Origin of the sequence: Undibacterium sp. Ji49W (assembly GCF_049340205.1) — a bacterium.
Lineage (GTDB): Bacteria > Pseudomonadota > Gammaproteobacteria > Burkholderiales > Burkholderiaceae_D > Undibacterium.
Window position 1 is genome coordinate 143569 of the sequence record NZ_JBMPOW010000005.1, and the last position, 19608, is coordinate 163176.

Sequence of the window (19608 nt, forward strand, 5' to 3'; positions counted from 1 at the left end):
AAACTACGCCGATGGCCACTGCGTATGTTCAATTTCGCTTTGTATTGAACATATGACTTGCGCCTTGTTTTCCACACTTTCGCAAAAACTGACCAGCGCCGATTCCCGTGCACTCACTCCGCTGCTGAGTTCTTTGTTTCAGTAATCAAACCCGGCCTGATCCGGCGCGCGATGTAACACATTCTGGTAGAAATTCGTAATCAGTGTCGTTGTCGACGGATTACTGCCATACAGTTTCTGAAATTCTGGCGACTGGAAAAATCCGGCGGCAACCGTCCTGAGGTTGAAACCCTTGTCCATATCTGCAATCCAGTAGCATCGGGTTTGCGATCAAATGTCGCCTGATACAGAAGATAGACTTGGCCCGCCGTTCCAGAAGGCGTGACAATGACGGTTTCTTTTTGTGTGGAGACGGTTTCAGCCATGATCTATATTTTGGGAGAAGACAATTGGAAAAGAGATATTGCTGTTGGCATAGGTATGACATGTAATCCACTGCCTGAACGGTTTGGCTATCACCATCCAAATGATGATGGACAATCTGTTTTTTGACGTGTTTGCAAAGCCTGACCAGTAGCAAAAATGCAGGATTTTACGCAGATACCGTGAGTGCATTTTAAGTAGAGCATATCCCTGTTGATGAAATGAGTGATGGAGATTTGTGTCAGAATGCGGCTGTCAGCCTTCATACGCTGTCAAATTGAAACGACAGTTCCGAAAGTAATCAAGAAACAAGATGACGTTTAATGACAAGCTGCAAGCTGATTCTGTACCAGACTTGCAAGAACACCCCTGGATATCACTGGAAACCGCGCTGGATGTTGAAGCGTGGATGGATTTGCAACATCGTGAACTACAGCAAGCCCTGGGCAACAAGCCGACCACAGGGCAGGGTATCTGCCTGAGCTTATTGCATGGCGGTGAACTGTATCTGCATACCAATTCTGATGGAGATGTCTTGCTGGACCTGACACCAGAAGCACAGTGGGTGACGCCGGTATTAAGTGCCGTGACCCATACAGCACCGCCACGTGGCCAGGTCTGGTGCCTGCAAGGTCATGTGCTGATACAACTGATGCTGGGTTTGAATACCCTGGTTGCCAGCAGCAGGCTGGTGCTCAAGCATCAATACAAAGGTGCACGTCATAATAGTATGTAATAGTGTGCAATAGCGTGCAATAACGAGCAATAAGGCCGATTAGCACCAGCTTAGCGCTGTGAATATATCCTGGCCAGTTCACCTTCCTGATGGGCGCGCAGGATGGTGCGATTGATTTTCTGCATCAGTCCCTTGTCAAGATCAGGACGGATTGCGATATGTATATCTACAGAAGAAACCGGTTTTGGCAAAATGCAAAACAGTTTTTCTGCGGTCTGGCCTGGAGCGAATTCCGTTGCATACTGGCGGTTGATGTTAACTTCCAGCTGGCTGATATTGCTGGCCGAACTATATAGCAAAAACGCATCCATACGGCCCAGGTAAAGTTTTTTGAGGCGGCCAGAATTATTGCTGGTATCGTCTTCCACCTTAAACAGTACATTGCTGAGCCGGTCAAACTTGTCCCCATTGCTGGTGCCACGGACGATGCCTATGGTTTTGCCCTTCAGATCATCCAGGGATTGAAATACAAATTTGCTATCGCAACGGGTAACCAGCAAGGACTGGTCGCTAAAAATCGGCTGGGAAAACTTGAAACTGCGCAATCTTTCCCGGGTTTTTGATATGCCAAAGATCAGGCCTTCCCCTTTCTCTGCATTTTCCAGCGCACGTTTCCAGGGATAACGGCGTATGTCGAATGTCAGGCCGGAGTGTTGTTCGAGATAACGCAACAAGGCCGTGACTTCGGGGGACATGGGAATGAGCTTGCCCTTGTCATCCAGTTCTTCACTCATCAGCAGTACGGCGCGCTGGTTGTTACCGGCAAACACCAGCTCTGCCTGGCACAGGTAGGCCAGCAGGAGACAGGCGAATAAGTGCAAAAACCTGAGCATGGTGATTCCGGTTGCGGATTCGAGACTTATCTTAGCGCAATTTACGGCTTTGTTATGCGGTATAGGTAGTTCCACTAATCATTCCCGGATCGCCTTGTTTATATCCCCGCGTGACAACGGTGCTATTTATGAAATGCGTACTACAGATTAATTGTTAGAATGCTCAAACGATAAAGTGCCGTAAAAACATGACAACGAATAACAATAAAATTCTCTTTGCCAATCAGTTAAGAGGCGTGGCTGCATTTCTTGTGCTTATTTCACATTGGTTTGGCGTGTACTGGGGAATGAGAGAGGCTGTTTCTTATTACACCGCTTCACCCGTTCATGGTGGTGTCAACCCGTTTGCGTACGAGCTGGTGTCGTTCAATCCCAATTTTGGTCTTGGGCCTTTTGGGGTGTCGATATTCTTTCTGATTAGCGGCTTTGTCATACCTATTTCCCTTGAAAAGAATAGCGTACCCAATTTTCTGATCATGCGGCTTTTCAGGATATTTCCCACCTACTGGATTAGTTTATGCGTTGGTTTGTTATTCGTATATGGTTCCAGCCAATTTTGGGGGCAGGCGCTTTATTGGAACGCGAAACTGCTGGTGACCAACATGTTGTTAATCAACGATCTGTTTTTGCTGCCGAGTGTTGATCTGGTCAATTGGACGCTTGCAGTGGAATTAAAATTCTATCTGGTCGTGGCTTGTCTGAGCCCGGCGATCAGGCAAGGGAAAGTTTTGCCATTGTTTATTTTCTCTGCCTCGATATTGATATTGAATTGGTGTCTGAACAGTACACTCTGTGCCGTGGCTCCCACCGATTTCGTGTCTGTCTTCAGAATGCTGGCGTCAGAGTTTGTCTACGTCCAGTTCATGCTGGTAGGACTGTTTTTTTATTATGCCTATCAGCAGAAAATTTCTAATAAGAAATTCATTCTCTACGTTTTTCTACAATTGACTTTGTTTTCGCTGACATGGCTGAACAGCAGCATCCGGGATCAATTTCCGGTGGTGACCCTGATTTACTTGTATGGATTTGCCCTCTTTTCATTGGCCTATTTCTTTAGAAAGAAATTCAGGCAATCTACGGTCATCAATTTATTGGCCGACATCAGTTTCCCTCTGTACCTGGTGCACTCACTCGCTGGCTATGTGATGATAAAAATACTGATGTCTTACGGCTGTTCATTCTATGTGTCGGTCTTCCTGGCTGCATCGGTGGTCGGCATCATTGCTTATGCGATTCATCGTTGTGTAGAAATGCCAACGAACTCCGTCGGTAAAACCATATCAAAATTCCGCACGTCCAGAATAAAAGTAAACAAAAGCTGCTAGGTACTGTCAGGAATTTTGTTGATTTAAAAAGCGTCCAGTTGCTTTTTTTTGGGGGAGGGGCAGTTCAGTTCGCAGGCTGGATGCTTTAGCTTTTCGACCCGGCTATACATAGCCGGGTTAGCTGGGCGAGCGATCTTTAACTCGCCACCCCATTGCGGTCTATCTTGACGACGCGTGAGCCGCCGGCTTTCTTCACATTGACTTCCGCTTCGCCGGGGCCGGTGACCTTGATGCTGGCGCTGTCGAGCAGCAATTCGCTGGCGCGCAGGTCGCCGCTGCCGCTGACTTTGGCCGTCAGGCTCTTTGCCTTGCCTCGCAGGCTGGCTTGCCCGGGGCCTTGCATATTCAGTTCCAGCGCCGCATCGGATTGCAGTTCCGCATCCAGATCACCGGAACCCGACATCTCAGCCTTCAGGATGCCCTGTATGCCACGGAAACTTTGGTTCGAGGGGCCGGTATTGGCGATATGCAGGTCCTTGATCTTCAGGTTTGCTGCATCCAGATCGCCGGAACCGCTGGTAGTGAGCGTCAATTCGCCGACTTCGCCTGCCAGCCGGATATCGCCAGAGCCGCTGGCACGTACATTGGCCTGTTCGCTTTTGATACCCTGGATATCGATATCCCCTGACCCTACCGTTTCCAGTTGCAGGGTTTTGATATTGCCGAGCAGGCGCACATCACCGGACCCATGCTTGATCAGTTTGACACTGGCAGCCTGCAGATTGTCGACGCGCAGGTCGCCACTGCCGTTGGACGTGGTATCAAGTGACTGGCTGACGGTATCGAGGTGCACTTCACCAGAGCCGCGCATCTCCAGTTCGGCCTGGGCGACCTGCAATTGCTGCATGTCCAGATCACCGCTGCCGGAAGACACCAGTTTCAGCATGCCCAGCTTGCCGGTGACCCGCACATCGCCAGAGCCATTCAGGTTCAGAGTCAGTTTTTCTGATTGCAGATCATGTATATCCATGTCGCCGCTACCAGAATTGGTGGCCTTGCTGAGGGCTGTTGTAGTGATCCTGACGGTACCTGGCTGGCTGCTCCAGGTAAAGTGATAGGATTTGCGCTTGCTGCGTATGATCAATACCTTGTTTTCCACCACGGTTTCAATTTCCGGCACCAGATTGTCGTCGCCACTGATGACGATGGGGGCCTGCGGCCCGTTGGTGACCACCACATCAAAGAAACTGGAATTTTCTATGGCATTGAATTCAGCCACCGTGCGCTGTTCGGTAGCGATTTTGCCGCTACCTCTGATGGTATTGCCATCGACGCTGATTTCGCAGCCACCCAGCAATACGGCCAGCAGTGTGAGACATCCTAATGATTTGATCATGATTTGACGTGATGAAAGAGTTAACAGTTTCCAAGTGTAGTAGGATTCATGCAGATTTTCACTGCCCTTAGAGACAGACTGCACATTCCGTGTCATCAAACGCAAATTTGCCGGACGAAGCGTTGTCATATCAGCCAAAATGTTGATTCAGATGTACACTTGGCAGCAGTTTCTTCAAGTACAACCACGACGACATCATGATGCCAACCCGCCGCCAGCTTTTAAAACAAGGTCTACTGCTCAGCGCCACCGGTTTGCTTGGTCAACCTCTGCTGTCACAGGCCGCTCCTGCGGGAGAAAAATCTGCACAGCCTGCCCCGCCGCCGGATTTATTTGATTCCCAGGCACTGGATATCGAATTCTGGGTCAAGCCCAGGACCCTGGATCTGATACGGCCAGCTACCGGCGAACGCAGCAAAATCCTGTACTGGAAAGATGGTGAGGTGCTGGAATCTGCCTACCAGCAACTGTGCCACTTGTTGCGTGACGTGAATGGCAAGCAGACTGCCCCCATCGATCCCAAACTGCTGGAAACCCTGTGGGCTACCCAGGCCTATGTGGCACGCTTTGGTGTCAGCCGGCCGCTGGAGATCTTGTCCGGCTACCGCACCCAGGCATCGAATCAGCGCCTGATCGAAGAGGGCGTGCCTGCTGCCCGCAAATCCCTGCATATGGAAGGCAAGGCCGCAGATATCCGCATACCGCAATTGCACGAAGAAATACTGGGGGAACTGATACAGAGCTTCCGCCAGGGCGGCGTCGGTTTCTATTACCGCCAGACTGCGCAAGGCGGCTGGATACATACCGATACCGGCTTGCAAAGAAGCTGGAAGGGCTGATTGCTCCTTCCAGCAAATTCCTGGGGTTTACGGTTTCTGGTTCATCTTTTTGGGGTCCCCCGTGGTCACGATGCTCCACAGGTTGGGTTGCAGATATTTCCGGCTGACCTGGTTCAACTGTTCCAGCGTCAGGTTCTGGATGGCGGCTTCTCTCTGCGCATAGAGTGAAAACTCCTTGCCCTGATGCAGAGCAGTATTCCACAAGCTTGCAATACGGGTATCGTCGGCGCGTTGCTGTTGGGCCAACCGGCCAAGTACCTGTTTGGCCTTTGCCAGCTCTTCCGGCCTGAAGCCAGCGCTTTCCACCGTACGCAATTCTTCGATGATGGCGGCTTTCAGTTTGTCTACATTCGCCGATGCAGCGGTGGCGATGATTTGCCAGCTGGCTGCCGGATCATTCATCTGCGCTTCAATACGCGAGCGCACATGGTAGCTCCAGCCTTCTTTCTGACGCACCCGCAGTCCCAGCCGTGATTCTGCGGTGCTACCGCCTATGAGGTAATTGGCCACTTCCAGTGCCGCGTAGTCAGGGTCATTCTGGCTGATGGCCAAATCTATGCGTCCCATGAAATAGCCATTGTCTTTACCAGGGGTGGGGATGAAGGTATCAAGTGGCAGGCGTTCGATGATACTGGTCTTGGCATGCTGGTAGGGGGTCTTGCTTTCCCATTCGGCGAATTGCTGACGCAGGACGGTCGCGGCTTCATCCACGTCAAAATCACCGACGATGGCCAGATGGCCATTGGATGCGCCGTAAAACTGTTTGTGAAAATCAAACAGGTCGGTAGCTTTGATGGCATTCAGTTCGGAAATGATTTGCTGGGCAGTTTCTTGCGCCCGGATATCACCGTCCGGATAGGCATTGAAATGTCTGGCCATTTCATCCATGCCCATTTGTACCGGATTGCCGCGTTCGGCAAACCACTTTCTTTTTTCCTTGTCGATGACGGTTTGCGCCTGGGCGAAACTGGGTTCTTTCAGGTTTATGACCATTAATTGCAAGGCCTGTTTCAGATGTGCCCGGTCAGTGGTGAACTGGGTCAGGCCACCACGGATATGCGATTTTTCTCTTTCAGCTTCCAGCGCTTCCTTGCCAAACTGGCCGCTGCCGTTGAGCATGGTCTGGTCTGTCATGCGTTCCAGCCAGCGCTTGGCAAACAGGGATTGCTCATCGCCCCAGTGCAATGCCAGATCGACGCTGACCGCCTGGCCACGGCTGGGTTTGGACAGCAGGGCAACATCCAGGTTGCCGATTTTCAGGCGCCGGGTCTGCTTCTGGATATTCGCAACGCTGGCATTGAAATCGCTGACCAGCGCATATTCATTGGTGTGTGAGAAATTCTTCATGACCTCGCTTAAGGGCGGGGCTGGCGGGATACTGGTATCCGGACTTTTTTCATCTGCCAGCAAGACGCCGACGGTACGGTTTTCCCTTACGAAATAGCGTTTTGCCGCATTCTGTACCTGGGTGGTGGTCAGTTTGGCGATGCGGTCTTTTTCCACAAATAACAGACGCCAGTCGCCCAGAGAAATGTAATCAGAAAGTGCGGTCCCCATTTTTTCAGCATCATTCATGAGCCGGGAAAAATTGTTCACATACTGGCTTTTGACAAAATCCAGTTCATCCTGGCTCAGGTTTTGCTGACCAAAGCCCTCTATGATTTTGGCCAGGCCTTTGGCGTTTTCATCAGATGGCGCACCCGCATAATTGTCGGTGGTAAATACGGCAAGACCAGCGTCTGTATTGCCCTGCATGGCAAAAGCGGGTGAGAAATTGCTGAGGATGATTTCATTGTCTTTATTGCGCTGCTCGCGCCCGGATGACAGCATGCCGCCAGCCACTTTCAGGGCTGCATAATCGGGGTGCAGGGCAGAAGGTTTGTGATAGGCCAGCATGGTAACGTTGTAGCTGGACTTTCTTCTGACGATGACCTGACGTTCCCCCTGTTGTGCCGGTTCTACCGTGGGTATCACGGGCAATGCCGTTTTCGGCGTGACCAGATGACTGAACTTGCGTGCTATCACCTCCAGTGCATGGGCCGCATCAAATTTGCCTGCCACTACCAGCACTGCATTGTCGGGTCTGTAGTAGGTGTGGTATAGCTGACGCAATTGCTCGATGTTGACCTTTTCTATATCGCTTTTTTCACCGCCGGTACTGTGGCCATAACCATGCCAGTCAAAGGCGACCGCCAGCAGGCGTTTGCTCAGGATTTCACTCGGGCTGACCTCGCGCAATTCCAGTTCATTGCGCACCACGGTCATTTCTGTGTCGAGCTCGGTCTGCAAGACCTGGGCATTTTGCATGCGGTCGGCTTCCATTCCCAGTACCCAATCCAGATCTGCTTCATTGGCCTCAAAGGAACCGATGTAATTGGTGTAGTCCAGGCGGGTAAACGCGTTCCAGCGGACACCACGATTGCTGAGCTGGCTGGCAATCTGCGGATAGCTTTTGCTGCCTCTGCACAGCATGTGTTCAAGCAGATGTGCATACCCCGTCTGCCCAATGTTTTCATGCCGCGAACCCACCATGTAGATCATGTTGACTGTAATGGTGGCCTGTGAATTGTCGGGCATCAGCAATACTTTGAAGCCATTCGGCAAGCGGTATTCGGTAATGCCTTCGACGCTGCTGGCCTGCGTGACATTCACCGGCAGAGTGGCCGCAGCATGGACAGGGGCGTGCGATACCAGCAGGGAAATTGCCAGAGCAAAGGAGGTGAGGGTGGTGTTCAGGGCGGTCATATCGAGTATAAATAAAATTAGGACTTACGCAAAACCGCCCCAGCTGCGTTGCAGCTCCCGCATTTAGCAAGATTCGGTACTAAAGTACTGTCTGCGTCGCTGACGGTGTAGTCGGTGTTTCAGACAACATGTTGTCTGCCGACGAAACGAACCTCCCCTGCAAGGGAGGTTTCCTAAAAGCGAGAGCCTTGCCGGGACAATTTTGCGTAAGTCCTATAAAATAAAAAAAACCGGAAATCATCGATTTCCGGTTTTATCACCAGCCTGGGTTATTTGGCTGTTGTTGTTGCTGCTGGTGTTGCTGTTGTTGCAGCTTTCGCTTTGGCTTCATCACCGGCGATGAAGATACTCATTTTTGCCGGATCAATATAACGACGGAATACGTCATTGACCTGTTGCAGGGTCAATGCCTGTATCTTGTCATCCATGGCTTGTGACCAGCCCCAGTTGCGTTTCAGGTACAGGTTGCCGTTCCAGCCGGCTGCAAGGGTGCCGTCGTTGGTACGTGCTTGCAGGCGTTGTTGCAGCAGGCCGGATTTGGCTTTGGCCAGTTCTTCGGCGGTGAAGCCGTCTTTCAGCGTACGGTTCAATTCATCCTTGATCGAGGCTTCGAGTTTTTCCAGATTCTGTGGTGCTGCTGTGGCATTGATACCGAAGCTACCGACAGGGTCAATTTCACCAACACTCAGGATGGAACTGCCGCCATAGGACAGACCTTCTTTCTGACGTACGCGTTCCAGCAGACGTGAATTCAGGCCAGAACCACCAAAGATATAGTTGGCTACGCGCAGGGCAGGGTAGTCAGCATCATCTTCACGCATGGTGAGATTGATGCGACTCAGGTAGATCGCGTTTTCCTTGTCCGGCGTGTTGAAGGTCTTGCGCACGACTTCGACCTCTGTGCGTTTGGCGACCAGGCGGGTGTAAGGGGCTTTGCTGGTCCAGCCATCAAATGCCTTGCTGATGGTCTGTTTGGTGCTGTCCACATCGAAATCACCGACGATACTCAGTTCACCTTTGGAGACGCCATAAAAATCTTTATGGAAAGCCTTGATATCGTCGAGCTTGACCGCACGCAGTTCTGCCAGTGCTTCATCCAATGTCACGGCAGCGCGGATATCGCCTTTCGGGTAGCTGTTAAAGTGCAGGCTCATGGCGCGGCTGGCAACAGAACCTGGTTCATTGCGGGAAGCTTCCAGATTGACTATGGACCGTTCCAGTGCCTGCTTGAATTCACTCTCTGGATAATTGGCTTCTTTCAATACATGGGCCACCAGTTCCAGTGCCGCCGGCAAGTTTGCCCTGGTAGTCTGGAAAGAATACAGGCCGCCACTCATTTTCAGTTTGGACATTTCATCCGACAACTGTGCACGTGAATATTTGCTGGTGCCAGTCGTCAGCAAGGAACCGGCGAAACCGGAAATCGCGCCTTTCTTGAACAGGCTCTTTTCATCACCCCAATGCAGGGACAGCGACACGTTGACGGTTTCGCCACGGGTTTTCTTCGGCAACAAAGCCAGTTGCAGATTGCCCATGGTACTCAGTTGCGTGCGCTTGTCGATATTGGCTGGGGCCGGGTCAAATGCTTCACCGGTCAGTGTCGCAGCCTTGGGTTTGAAGTCTTTCATGACTTCGGCCATGCTTGGTGCTGCCGGGACTTCTGCGCGCTGAGGATTGTCTTCCGGGATGAACATGCCTACCGTGCGGTTGTCACGCACCAGATAGCGTTTGGCAGCGGCAGTCACCTGTTCAGCGCTGACGTTGTCCCCATCGTCCCTGTCCTTGAACAGATAGCGCCAGTCACCCATGGCGATATATTCAGACATGCCGATGCCTATGGATTCATGGTTGTTCAAGAGTTTTTCGTAATAATTGGCATTGTCGCGTTTCTGACGATCCAGTTCATCCTTGGTGGGCGGGTTATTTTTGAAGTCTTCTATGCCCGCCAGCAGCGCATCTCTGGCTGCTTCTACCGATTCACCTTTTTTAACTACCGCACCAATGATGTTGATGCCGGGTTCGACTTGACCCAGGCTGCTGGAAAAGACCTGGACGACTTTGCCGGTTTCCACCAGTTGCTTGTGCAGTCGGCCATGTGGTGCCCTGGTCATGATACTGTTGGCAAGACCCAGGGCATCGCGGTCATTGTGCAGGCCCGCCGGTACTTTGTAGGCGATCATCACCAGTTGCACATCACCCTTGCGGCGCACGACGACACTGCGTTCACCATCCTGTGTTGGTTCCACCGTCCAGAACTGCGGCAGGCTGCGGGTCGGTTTGGCGATCTTGCCGAAAGAAGCATTGATCCATTGCAGGACTTTTTCCTGTTCGAACTTGCCGGCCACCATCAGCACCGCATTGTCAGGCTGGTAGTAATTGCGGTAAAAAGCCTGCAAATTTTCTATCTTGACGTTCTCGATGTCGCTGCGGTTACCGATGGTGGAATTGCCATAATTGTGCCAGTCATAAGCCACGCTTTGCAGGCGCTTCATCAGCACGGCACCGGGTGAGTTTTCACCGCCTTCATATTCATTGCGCACGACCGACATTTCTGTATCCAGATCTTTTTTGGCGATGAAGGAATTCACCATGCGATCGGCTTCCATCTCCAGTGCCCATTTCAGGTTGTCGTCACTGGACTGGAACAGTTCATAGTAGTTGGTGCGGTCGAGCGAGGTCGTGCCGTTCATGCGCATGCCACGCTTGTTGAATTCTTCCGTGATCTTCGGGTTGTTGGGCGTGCCCTTGAACAGCATATGTTCGAGCAAATGCGCCATGCCGGTTTCGCCATAATTTTCATGCCGTGAACCGACCAGGTAAGTGATGTTGACGGTGACGGTCGGTTTTGTTGCATCCGGCATCAGCAATACCCGCAAGCCATTTGGCAGACGGTATTCGGTAATGCCCTCGACACTGCTGACCTGGCTGACACCCTTGGGCAAACTGTCTGCCAGGGCCAGCGGCGCAGTGAATAGAAAGACACCACTCATGACCAGTGCGCGCAACACAGGTTTGAGTGAAAGCTGGATACCGGAGCGTGCAGAGTGCATAAAATCCTTACGACTAAATAAGATAAGAACAAAAAAATAAATGATCCGGCCTGTGCTTCTGCACTGGTGGGATCATTTCTGGATTGGTAACGATTTTGTACAATTGATTAATTCAATACTGTCAAAGTCGGTTTGCAGCAAGCCAATGCGCGGCAAACCGAGAATTGTGACTATGTGTTAAATGGGCAGCATTGTCAATTGCTTCATGCACGAATTTCCAGAGTCTGGCTTCCAATCCAGTTTTCGCCTGGTGCCAGGTTGACTGGGCGCAATATGGTGGCCGCTTCCACGCACAGCATGCGTTGTTCGCCACCGGCTTCCATGTCGCTGATGTTGGCAGCACCCGCACCCGGGTTCCACACCACGGCGTCAGCAAAACCGGTGCTGCTGATGATGGTGGTCTGGTGCGGCTGACGTAATTCCAGCTGCGCTGGTACGCCACCGTAGATGCGATCGGTTTCGGCATGTATATGCAGTGCCGCATCATTATCCAGGCAATGGTCCTTGCCAGTGACGGTATCGCGATAATGCAGGCCGTGCAGACCGTGCAGGCTGACCTGGCGGATATCCCGGACAGCCAGATAAGTGTGCAGCGCACTACAAAAACTAAAGTGGGTGTCGCCGGTATTGTGTATCTCCAGCGTCATTTGCAGGGCATTGGCGCGCAGGGTAAAACGCAGTGTCGCGCGGAATACATGCGGCCATATCGTCAGGCGCGCAATATTTTCCTTCAGTTCGTACACGGCCTGGGCTGCACCGCTGTCGACAGCGCTGGATTCAATGACGCCTGATTCCAGCAAACGCCATTCCGAGGTGCGGGCAAAACCGTGCTTGGGCAAGGTACCCAGATTGGAAAACTGTGGAAACACCACCGGTACGCCACCGCGTATGGCAATACCTTCCTTGAAGTCAGAGCGGCTGCTCATGAATAATTGTTCAGACCCACCCGCAGGTATCCATGAACACAAATGCGCGCCCTGGCTGGCAATTCTTGCTTTGGCACCATCTTTTGACTGCAGGTCGAGGAAATTCATTACATCAGGCTCTCTGGTTGAATAGTGATAGCCTGAAGTTTAAAGGATTTTGCCAGATGCCTGTCAGCCTCCACCTTCGTCTGCTTTCGGGTAGTATTGCAGGCACAAAAACGACAGTGAGGTTTATCTATGGATATGTTGCCCAGCTATGTTGGCATCAAACATTTGCATATGACTTGTGCAGCCCTGAGTGGCAGTCTGTTTTTGTTGCGCGGGATATGGATGTTGCGTTCTTCATCCATGCTGACACGACGCTGGGTCAGGATACTGCCGCATGTGATTGACACCATTTTGCTGGCAAGCGCATTGACCTTGGCGATGTGGAGCGGGCAATACCCTTTCCGCCAGGATTGGCTGACTGCAAAATTGCTGGCGCTGATTCTATACATTGTGCTTGGTACCGTCGCCCTGAAACGTGGCAAGACACCTGCCATCAGGGCTGTGGCCCTGGTGGCGGCTCTGCTGGTGTTTGCTTATATTGTCAGCGTTGCGCTGACCCGCCAGGTTCTTCCCTTGTGAATGAGAAGAGAGATCCATCGATGAGATCCCGATTGCTGAATTTGAGTTTGAATTTGAATCTGCGCCTGAATTTGAGCCCGAACCTAAGCCCGAATCTAAGCCCGAAACTGGCGCTGGCCAGTGCCCTCTCACTATTGTTTATACAAACTGCACAAACTGCGGCAGCCAGTGATGAATTGAGCGTACTGGCGCAAGAGTTGCGTCAGGGTAAAACCAGCGCGCAGGAAGTGCTGGCAAGTTACCAGGCTAAAATCCAGTCTGGCAACCCGGCGATACAGGCCGTCATGACCATCAACCCGCAGGCACAGGCGGAAGCAATAGCCGTCGATCAGCGGGTAGCGCGCCGTGGCAGTCTGGCCGGCTTACCCATCTTGCTGAAGGACAATATCGATGCCAGCGGCATGGTGACTACGGCTGGTTCACTGGCGCTGGCAGATAATCTGGCGCAACAAGATGCGCCCCTGGTGGCACGGCTGCGGGCGGCCGGGGCCATCATTGTCGGCAAGGCCAATCTCAGTGAATGGGCGAATTTGCGTTCCAGCCAGTCCAGTAGTGGCTGGAGTAGTGCCGGTGGCCAGACCCGTAACCCATACGCGCCAGAGCGCAGCCCTTGTGGATCAAGTTCCGGTTCTGGTGCAGCGGTGGCGGCACGTCTGATACCGGCGGCGATAGGCACCGAAACCGATGGCTCCATCGTCTGTCCGGCATCGGTGAATGGTCTGGTGGGCTTGAAACCCACCGTTGGTCTGGTCAGCCGCACCGGCATTGTTCCACTCAGCCATAGCCAGGATACGGCGGGGCCCATGACGCTGACGGTGCGTGATGCGGCCATGCTGCTCAATGCCATGGCCGGCAGTGACGCGCACGACCCGGCAACCCGCCAGGCGGATCGTCGCCGCAGCAAGGACTATACGGCAGGACTGAAGAAAACTGCGTTGCAGGGTGTACGGCTGGGCATAGTGCGCAAGATGGTCGATGGTTACGATGCCGAAACCCGCGCCCTGTTTGAGCGCAGTCTGGCGATACTGATTGCCAATGGCGCCACCATCGTAGACCAGATAGACCTGCCCTATCTGGAAGAACTGGACAAGGATGAACTGACTGTTCTGTTGTATGAATTCAAGGCCGACCTGAACACCTATCTGGCAAGCACGCCAGCCGCAGTCAAGACCCGCACTATGGCGGATGTGATTGCCTTCAACAAGCAACATGCAGATACCGTCATGCCCTATTTTGGGCAGGAATTGATGGAGCAGGCACAAGCTACACCAGGCTTGCAGGATGCCGCCTACCGCCAGGCCGCAGCCCGCATCAAGTCAAGGGCGGGCAGGCAGGGTATTGACGTGGTGCTAAAAAAATACCGGCTGACGGCTTTGATTGCGCCCACCACTGGCACCGCCTGGTCCATCGACTACAAAGCCGGGGATGTGGTTGCCGGCAGCGCCAGCACACCCGCCGCGGTTGCCGGTTATCCGCACCTGACTGTGCCCATGGGCCTGGTGCGGGGTTTGCCGGTGGGCCTGTCCCTGTTTGCCGGTGCCTGGAGCGAAGCAAAACTGCTGAACATGGGCTATGCGTTTGAGCAGGCCAGACCGGCTTTGCCGGCACCAGCCTTGCTACAGCCTCAATCCATGGCCAGATAAGTTAGCCAATGAGTTAGCCAATGAGTTACTGCGCAGGCAGGGCGCTCACAGCACGGCCCGTATCATGTCCGCTGCCTTTTCACCTATCATCATGGTGGGGGCATTGGTGTTGCCACCGATCAGCGTCGGCATGATGGAGGCATCCACTACCCGCAAGCCAGTCAAGCCATGCACGCGCAATTGCGGGTCGACCACGGCCATGTCATCCACCCCCATCTTGCAGGTGCCGATGGGGTGATACACGGTATCGCAGGTCTGGCGCAGCACGGCACGGATGTCGTCGTCGCTGTGTACATTGGCCGTCTGGAAGTCACTGCTGCGCGCCGCGACCAGCGCTGGGGCATTCATCAACTGGCGTGTCAGTTTGAAAGCCTTGACCATGTTTTCCAGATCGTCGGGATGTTCCAGAAAACGCGGGTTGATCAGCGGAGCTGCCGTGGGATCAGCACTGGCCAGTGTCACTTCCCCCACGCTTTTGGGGCGCAACAGACAGACATGGCAGGAATAACCGTGGCCCAGATGCAGTTTGCGCGCATGGTCATCCAGCATGGCCAGTACAAAATGCAGTTGTATGTCGGGTGCTGACAGCGCCGGGTCCGTCTTCAGAAAACCACCGCCTTCCGCCCCGTTGGAACTCAGTATGCCGCGCCGCTGTTGCCGATAACGCCGGAATTCTTTCACCATGCGCACGCCGCCGCCGGCAGAAATACCCAGCAGGTCCAGGCTTTTGGCGCGGTATTTGAATACGAAATCAGGATGATCCTGCAAATTCTGGCCTACGCCTGGCAAGTCATGTACGACTTCTATCCCCAAGCCTTGTAATGCCTGTGCGTTGCCTACGCCGGACAGCATCAGCAATTGCGGGGTCTGGAAGGCACCTGCCGCCAGCAGTACTTCGCGTCTGGCTTTCAGGGTCTTGGTCTGCCCGCCCTGACGATATTCGACACCGACTGCGCGCTTGCCTTCAAACAGGATGCGGGTCACATGGCAGCCGGTTTCCACTTGCAGGTTCTGGCGCTTGCCCATGTGCGGATGCAGGTAAGCCCGTGCTGCGGTCCAGCGTTCGCCATTGTGCTGAGTGACCTGGTAAATGCCTATGCCTTCCTGGTCTTCGCCATTGAAATCGGTATTGATACGAAAACCGGCCTGGCGTGCGGCTTCCAGATAGATTTGCTGATAGGGATTGTCGCTGCGCAATTCGCTGACATGCAGGGGGCCGGACTGGCCATGATACGGGCCGCCATGGGTTTCATTGTTTTCGGAACGCTTGAAGTAGGGCAGCACCTCATCAAATGACCAGCCAGGGTTGCCCAGTGCAGCCCAGTGATCATAGTCCTGTTTGTGGCCACGGATGTACACCATGGCATTGATGCTGGAAGAGCCGCCCAGCATCTTGCCACGCGGTTGATAGCCACGGCGGCCATTCAGGCCAGGTTGTGGCACGGTTTCAAAAGCCCAGTTATTCAGTTTGGTCGGCAACATGGCGACCACGGCAGCCGGTGTATTCACCACCCAGTTATCCGCTTTGGCACCGGATTCCAGTACCGTGACGTGCAGGGCAGGGTCTTCGGTCAGACGTCCGGCCACGGCGCAGCCGCCCGAACCACCGCCAACGACGATAAAATCAGTAGTAGTCATTTTGTCTCTCTTGTGTTTTTGCTGTCTTGCCGGAATCACCGTTCCGGTGTAATTTCAGATATTAAGCCTCTGTCTTCCAGAAAGTAAGGACAATTACTGCCATGTTGCGTTCTTATCCATGCTGAACCCCTATCCGCATCATCCACCCCAGGCTAAACCCCTGGTATTGTCGGTGCAGGATGTGGTATTTCCGGTGCACCCGTTTTCGGGTGTACTGGCGATAGGGCGTGAGCGTGACTGGCAATTGAATGCCATGTTTCCGGCATTGAGTCTGGATGCAGACGGCAAACCGGCAGGCGATGTGCGCATCAGCTACCTTCAGGCCAGAGAGAGTCTGTTGCAGGCGCGGCATCAGGGTGGTGCCGACCTGGGTATTTTGTCCGGAGCCCGCAAATCGCTGCCGCAACTGGGGGCCATGGGCAAGGGTTTGCTGGCGCAAGAGACCTTGTATAAGGCGATGGAATTTGGCCTCGAATATCAGTTGATAGCCGGTGCCATGGTGCAACTGGTACTGGAACCGGGCGCAGAATTCTCGGCAGTAACGGCCCGCCCGCTGTTCGATGATGCAGAGTTACAGGATTTTCTGGATGCCGACCACCTGGCGACCGCCATCAATGCCAGCCGAACCCTGTGTGGCAGGGGACCTGGCCAGGGTTTGCAAATCGAAAGGGTGGAATTGCGCGGTAACCGTCAGGCCAGCCGTTCTGTCGGCGAAGATTTTTTTGCCTGCCCGGTGGTCTATGGTGCAGATGTCAGCCGCATCATCGTCAGCAATAGCGTACTCAATACCTTGTTGCAGGCACCGGATCCAGAACTGGCAAACGCCTCCAAAAAAGTCTGCGATGCTGAACTGGCAGCCGTTGGTTTAAGTGGCAAGCAAAGCCTGCTGCATAAACTGGTCAGTCTGCAATGTGAATGCCATAGTGTGCAGGAACTGGCGCAACTGCTGGGTATCAGCCCCCGTTCATTGCATCGCTTGCTGGCGCGCGAAGGTTGTTCGTATTTCCAGATTGCCGAAAGCCTGCGCATGGAAAGAGCAAGATACTATCTGCGGCATACCAGCATGAGTCTGGACGAGATCGCTGAGCAATTGCACTATTCGGATAGCCGCAGTTTTCGCAGGGCCTTCAAACGAGCCAGTCAACTGAGCCCTTCAGAATTTCGTCAGCAGGCGCTGTTATCTGCCTCAATCGATGTCAGCGATAGACATCAAACTCAAACCAGAAAGTAGTACCTACATCCGGTGTGCTGTGGAAGCCTATTTGTCCATGCATTTTTTCCAGCATGGCTTTGGTGATGGACAGCCCCAGCCCGGTCCCGCCTTTTTGCCTGGTGTTGGTGCCGTCGGCCTGGGTGAAAGGTTCAAACAGGTGTTCCTGGAATTCTGGTGCAATACCGGTGCCGCGGTCGCAGACTTCAACCCGGTAGCGTGGCCCGGCATTCATGATGTACAGGGATACCGCATCACCCTCACGCGAGAACTTGGCGGCATTTGACATCAGGTTGGCCATGACCTGCATCAGCCTGTCGTAGTCGGCCAGTATCCAGGCATGGGGCGGATGGCTTTCCAGTTTCAGGCTGACTTTCAGCGAGTTTGCATACGACATATTCGATTCGATGGCATTCTGTACCAGCGTCACCAGGTCCAGTGCTTCTGATTTGAAAATCATCTTGCCGCTGGCCAGCTTGTCCATGTCCAGTATGTCATTGACCAGGGTAATCAGGCGCTTGCTGTTATTGTGGGCGATGCGTATCAAATGTTCGGCCTGCTGCGGTAAAACACCGCTGACGCCGGATTCCAGCAGACTGAGCGAGCCACGTATGGAAGTCAGTGGCGTACGTAGTTCGTGGCTGACGACAGAAATGAATTCAGTCTTCAGGCGGTTCATGCGCAGGCGGTCGCTGATATCCATGGCAAAGGCGACCCAGTCACGCTCGGAATTTTCTAGGTGGCTGAGGCCAACCAGGATGGGCACGCCGTTGGCGTCTCCCTGCTGCAACATGATTTCGAAAGGCACGGTCGTGCCGGTCCGTATCAGGTCTTCGTAAGCCTGCTGGCAGATTTTGACATCCTGCTGTGACAGCAGGGTTTCCCAGACATTGCTGTGCGTCAGCAGATAATCGCGGCTATAGCCGCTGAACTGGGTGAAGACATCATTGACGTCCAGTATCTGTCCCGATTCATTGCCCTGGATGATGCCAATCAGGCTGGAATTCATCAGTCTTTGCAGGCGTTGTTCGCTATGGCGCAGGGCATCCAGCGTGGTTCTTTGCTCAGTGATGTCCTGTATCATCCACACTGCCCCCTTGACGTAACCACCGGTGGGCAGGGCGCGTCCGGCGATACGGCCAATGAAGGGTTCGCCATTGTAGCGGCGCAGATGCCATTCCAGCTCTACCAGCTCATCTGCCAGCAAGCCTGGTGTGACCTCGTTGCTGAAGGCTTCATAATCAGCCAGCCCCTGATACAGGAAGGAGGTTTTCTTTCCTATCATGGCCTGGACATCATGGAAGCGGCATAACTCTGCCAGTGCCTTATTGGCACGGACGATCACACCATCGCTGACGAACATGATGCCGACCGGCACATTGGTAATCAGGATTTCCAGTTCTCTTGCCAGTTCCTTGTAGCGATCCTTGCTCGATTGCAGCAACTCCTGATTGTGCCGGAGCATGTCTTCTGTTTGCTTGCGTTCGGTGATATCGATATGGGTGCCGACCATGCGCAGTGGTTGACCTCCACTGTCCCATTCAACGATGCTGCCCAGCGACATGATCCAGCGCCAGTCGCCTGCCTTGTTCTTTTGCCGGAATTCAGCGTGATAATCACCCTTACCTTTGCCGCTGGCATGAGTCTTGTAGGCTTTTTTGAGACCCCGCAAATCGTCAGGGTGCACGCCTGCACCCCAGAAATAATCCCAGAACAGTTGTGGCGTGGCAAAATCATCCGGGCTATAGCCCAGCATTTGCAGGTATTCCGGACTGAAACTGCCTTCGCCGGTTTGTAGATTGATATCGTACAAGCCTTGATTTGACGCCTTCATAACCAGGCGACGCTGGCGCTCGGCTGCCAGCAATCTTTGCTCGGTGAGCTTGCGTTCGGTATTGTCAGTCAGAAAACCGTGCCACAGGACACTGCCATCCGGCAACAACTCTGGCGTGGCATCACCGACCACCCAGCGGTCTGGCTTGTCGGGAGAAATGATGCGGTATTCCTGATGCCAGACGCTGAGTTCGGTGTACGATTTGCGTATGGCGGCAATCATTTTCGGCAAATCGTCGGGGTGGATGGTGAGCGCCAGGAAACTGGCATCTTCGCGCAACTGTTCCGCCTTGACACCAAAAAAGGTGGTGACGGCATCACTGGCATAGGGGAAACAGATGCGACCATCGGGATAGCGCCGGTATTGATAAAACATACCCGGCAGATGGCGCGAGAAATTCGACAGCAGGTGATGGCTGCGTCTCAGCATGTCCAGCTCCGCCT

At 53.3% G+C, this 19608-nt stretch carries 15 protein-coding genes; 7 read left to right on the top strand and 8 right to left on the bottom strand.

The window, feature by feature from the left end; translation table 11 throughout:
* Positions 1-138: 138 nt before the first annotated feature.
* Entirely contained in the window at positions 139-300 is a 162-nt protein-coding gene (locus tag ACO0LK_RS07890; protein ID WP_422973846.1) for a DUF4214 domain-containing protein, read from the bottom strand.
* Between the two features lie 87 nt (positions 301-387).
* On the opposite strand from ACO0LK_RS07890, the gene ACO0LK_RS07895 reads away from it, so the two are divergent.
* Both ACO0LK_RS07895 and ACO0LK_RS07900 read left to right on the top strand, forming a co-directional pair.
* On the top strand, positions 388-552 hold the full coding sequence (locus ACO0LK_RS07895; protein WP_422973848.1) for a hypothetical protein: 165 nt from the start codon (positions 388-390) through the stop codon (positions 550-552).
* Between the two features lie 184 nt (positions 553-736).
* On the top strand, positions 737-1159 hold the full coding sequence (locus ACO0LK_RS07900) for a hypothetical protein (RefSeq protein ID WP_422973850.1): 423 nt from the start codon (positions 737-739) through the stop codon (positions 1157-1159).
* A gap of 50 nt (positions 1160-1209) precedes the next feature.
* Here the strand turns inward: ACO0LK_RS07900 and ACO0LK_RS07905 are convergent, their stop codons facing one another.
* A complete protein-coding gene (locus ACO0LK_RS07905; RefSeq protein WP_422973852.1) occupies positions 1210-1992 on the bottom strand; it encodes a substrate-binding periplasmic protein in 783 nt (260 codons plus the stop codon).
* A 188-nt stretch (positions 1993-2180) separates the two neighbouring features.
* On the opposite strand from ACO0LK_RS07905, the gene ACO0LK_RS07910 reads away from it, so the two are divergent.
* Positions 2181-3317 (top strand): acyltransferase family protein, encoded by a 1137-nt coding sequence (locus tag ACO0LK_RS07910; RefSeq protein ID WP_422973854.1) that lies wholly within the window; start codon positions 2181-2183, stop codon positions 3315-3317.
* Positions 3318-3453: 136 nt separating this feature from the next.
* Here ACO0LK_RS07910 and ACO0LK_RS07915 read toward each other — a convergent pair whose 3' ends face one another.
* Positions 3454-4653 carry a GIN domain-containing protein gene (locus ACO0LK_RS07915; RefSeq protein WP_422973856.1) on the bottom strand — a complete coding sequence of 400 codons (1200 nt, stop codon included), beginning with the start codon at positions 4651-4653 and terminating at the stop codon, positions 3454-3456.
* Positions 4654-4853: 200 nt separating this feature from the next.
* Between ACO0LK_RS07915 and ACO0LK_RS07920 the strand changes: the two genes are divergently transcribed.
* Positions 4854-5492 (top strand): YcbK family protein, encoded by a 639-nt coding sequence (locus ACO0LK_RS07920; RefSeq protein WP_422974137.1) that lies wholly within the window; start codon positions 4854-4856, stop codon positions 5490-5492.
* A 27-nt stretch (positions 5493-5519) separates the two neighbouring features.
* On the opposite strand, the gene ACO0LK_RS07925 is transcribed toward ACO0LK_RS07920, so the two are convergent.
* The 3 genes from ACO0LK_RS07925 to ACO0LK_RS07935 all read right to left on the bottom strand — a co-directional run bounded on the left by ACO0LK_RS07925 (position 5520) and on the right by ACO0LK_RS07935 (position 12321).
* Entirely contained in the window at positions 5520-8237 is a 2718-nt protein-coding gene (locus ACO0LK_RS07925) for a M16 family metallopeptidase (protein ID WP_422973858.1), read from the bottom strand.
* A 269-nt stretch (positions 8238-8506) separates the two neighbouring features.
* Positions 8507-11287 (bottom strand): M16 family metallopeptidase, encoded by a 2781-nt coding sequence (locus ACO0LK_RS07930; RefSeq protein WP_422973860.1) that lies wholly within the window; start codon positions 11285-11287, stop codon positions 8507-8509.
* A 203-nt stretch (positions 11288-11490) separates the two neighbouring features.
* Positions 11491-12321 (bottom strand): D-hexose-6-phosphate mutarotase, encoded by an 831-nt coding sequence (locus ACO0LK_RS07935; RefSeq protein WP_422973862.1) that lies wholly within the window; start codon positions 12319-12321, stop codon positions 11491-11493.
* 129 nt (positions 12322-12450) lie between these two features.
* Here ACO0LK_RS07935 and ACO0LK_RS07940 point away from each other — a divergent pair, with 129 nt between their 5' ends.
* Together ACO0LK_RS07940 and ACO0LK_RS07945 are read left to right on the top strand one after the other, a co-directional pair.
* The gene (locus tag ACO0LK_RS07940) at positions 12451-12840 is read left to right on the top strand and encodes a SirB2 family protein (protein ID WP_422973864.1); all 390 of its coding nucleotides are present in this window, start codon (positions 12451-12453) and stop codon (positions 12838-12840) included.
* A 20-nt stretch (positions 12841-12860) separates the two neighbouring features.
* A complete protein-coding gene (locus ACO0LK_RS07945) occupies positions 12861-14483 on the top strand; it encodes an amidase (RefSeq protein ID WP_422973866.1) in 1623 nt (540 codons plus the stop codon).
* A 45-nt stretch (positions 14484-14528) separates the two neighbouring features.
* Here the strand turns inward: ACO0LK_RS07945 and ACO0LK_RS07950 are convergent, their stop codons facing one another.
* Entirely contained in the window at positions 14529-16121 is a 1593-nt protein-coding gene (locus ACO0LK_RS07950) for a GMC family oxidoreductase (RefSeq protein WP_422973868.1), read from the bottom strand.
* Between the two features lie 118 nt (positions 16122-16239).
* Between ACO0LK_RS07950 and ACO0LK_RS07955 the strand changes: the two genes are divergently transcribed.
* Positions 16240-17352 (top strand): helix-turn-helix domain-containing protein, encoded by a 1113-nt coding sequence (locus tag ACO0LK_RS07955; protein ID WP_422973869.1) that lies wholly within the window; start codon positions 16240-16242, stop codon positions 17350-17352.
* Here ACO0LK_RS07955 and ACO0LK_RS07960 read toward each other — a convergent pair.
* Positions 17318-19594 carry a PAS domain-containing protein gene (locus ACO0LK_RS07960; protein WP_422973871.1) on the bottom strand — a complete coding sequence of 759 codons (2277 nt, stop codon included), beginning with the start codon at positions 19592-19594 and terminating at the stop codon, positions 17318-17320. The two genes, ACO0LK_RS07955 and ACO0LK_RS07960, sit on opposite strands and share 35 nt — an antisense overlap.
* Between the last annotated feature and the right edge of the window lie 14 nt (positions 19595-19608).

Coding starts and splice junctions, on each gene's coding strand:
- ACO0LK_RS07890 (WP_422973846.1), bottom strand. CDS start 300: ATGGACAAGGGTTTCAACCTCAGGACGGTTGCCGCCGGATTTTTCCAG.
- ACO0LK_RS07895 (WP_422973848.1), top strand. CDS start 388: ATGACGGTTTCTTTTTGTGTGGAGACGGTTTCAGCCATGATCTATATT.
- ACO0LK_RS07900 (WP_422973850.1), top strand. CDS start 737: ATGACGTTTAATGACAAGCTGCAAGCTGATTCTGTACCAGACTTGCAA.
- ACO0LK_RS07905 (WP_422973852.1), bottom strand. CDS start 1,992: ATGCTCAGGTTTTTGCACTTATTCGCCTGTCTCCTGCTGGCCTACCTG.
- ACO0LK_RS07910 (WP_422973854.1), top strand. CDS start 2,181: ATGACAACGAATAACAATAAAATTCTCTTTGCCAATCAGTTAAGAGGC.
- ACO0LK_RS07915 (WP_422973856.1), bottom strand. CDS start 4,653: ATGATCAAATCATTAGGATGTCTCACACTGCTGGCCGTATTGCTGGGT.
- ACO0LK_RS07920 (WP_422974137.1), top strand. CDS start 4,854: ATGCCAACCCGCCGCCAGCTTTTAAAACAAGGTCTACTGCTCAGCGCC.
- ACO0LK_RS07925 (WP_422973858.1), bottom strand. CDS start 8,237: ATGACCGCCCTGAACACCACCCTCACCTCCTTTGCTCTGGCAATTTCC.
- ACO0LK_RS07930 (WP_422973860.1), bottom strand. CDS start 11,287: ATGCACTCTGCACGCTCCGGTATCCAGCTTTCACTCAAACCTGTGTTG.
- ACO0LK_RS07935 (WP_422973862.1), bottom strand. CDS start 12,321: ATGAATTTCCTCGACCTGCAGTCAAAAGATGGTGCCAAAGCAAGAATT.
- ACO0LK_RS07940 (WP_422973864.1), top strand. CDS start 12,451: ATGGATATGTTGCCCAGCTATGTTGGCATCAAACATTTGCATATGACT.
- ACO0LK_RS07945 (WP_422973866.1), top strand. CDS start 12,861: ATGAGATCCCGATTGCTGAATTTGAGTTTGAATTTGAATCTGCGCCTG.
- ACO0LK_RS07950 (WP_422973868.1), bottom strand. CDS start 16,121: ATGACTACTACTGATTTTATCGTCGTTGGCGGTGGTTCGGGCGGCTGC.
- ACO0LK_RS07955 (WP_422973869.1), top strand. CDS start 16,240: ATGCTGAACCCCTATCCGCATCATCCACCCCAGGCTAAACCCCTGGTA.
- ACO0LK_RS07960 (WP_422973871.1), bottom strand. CDS start 19,594: ATGCTGAGACGCAGCCATCACCTGCTGTCGAATTTCTCGCGCCATCTG.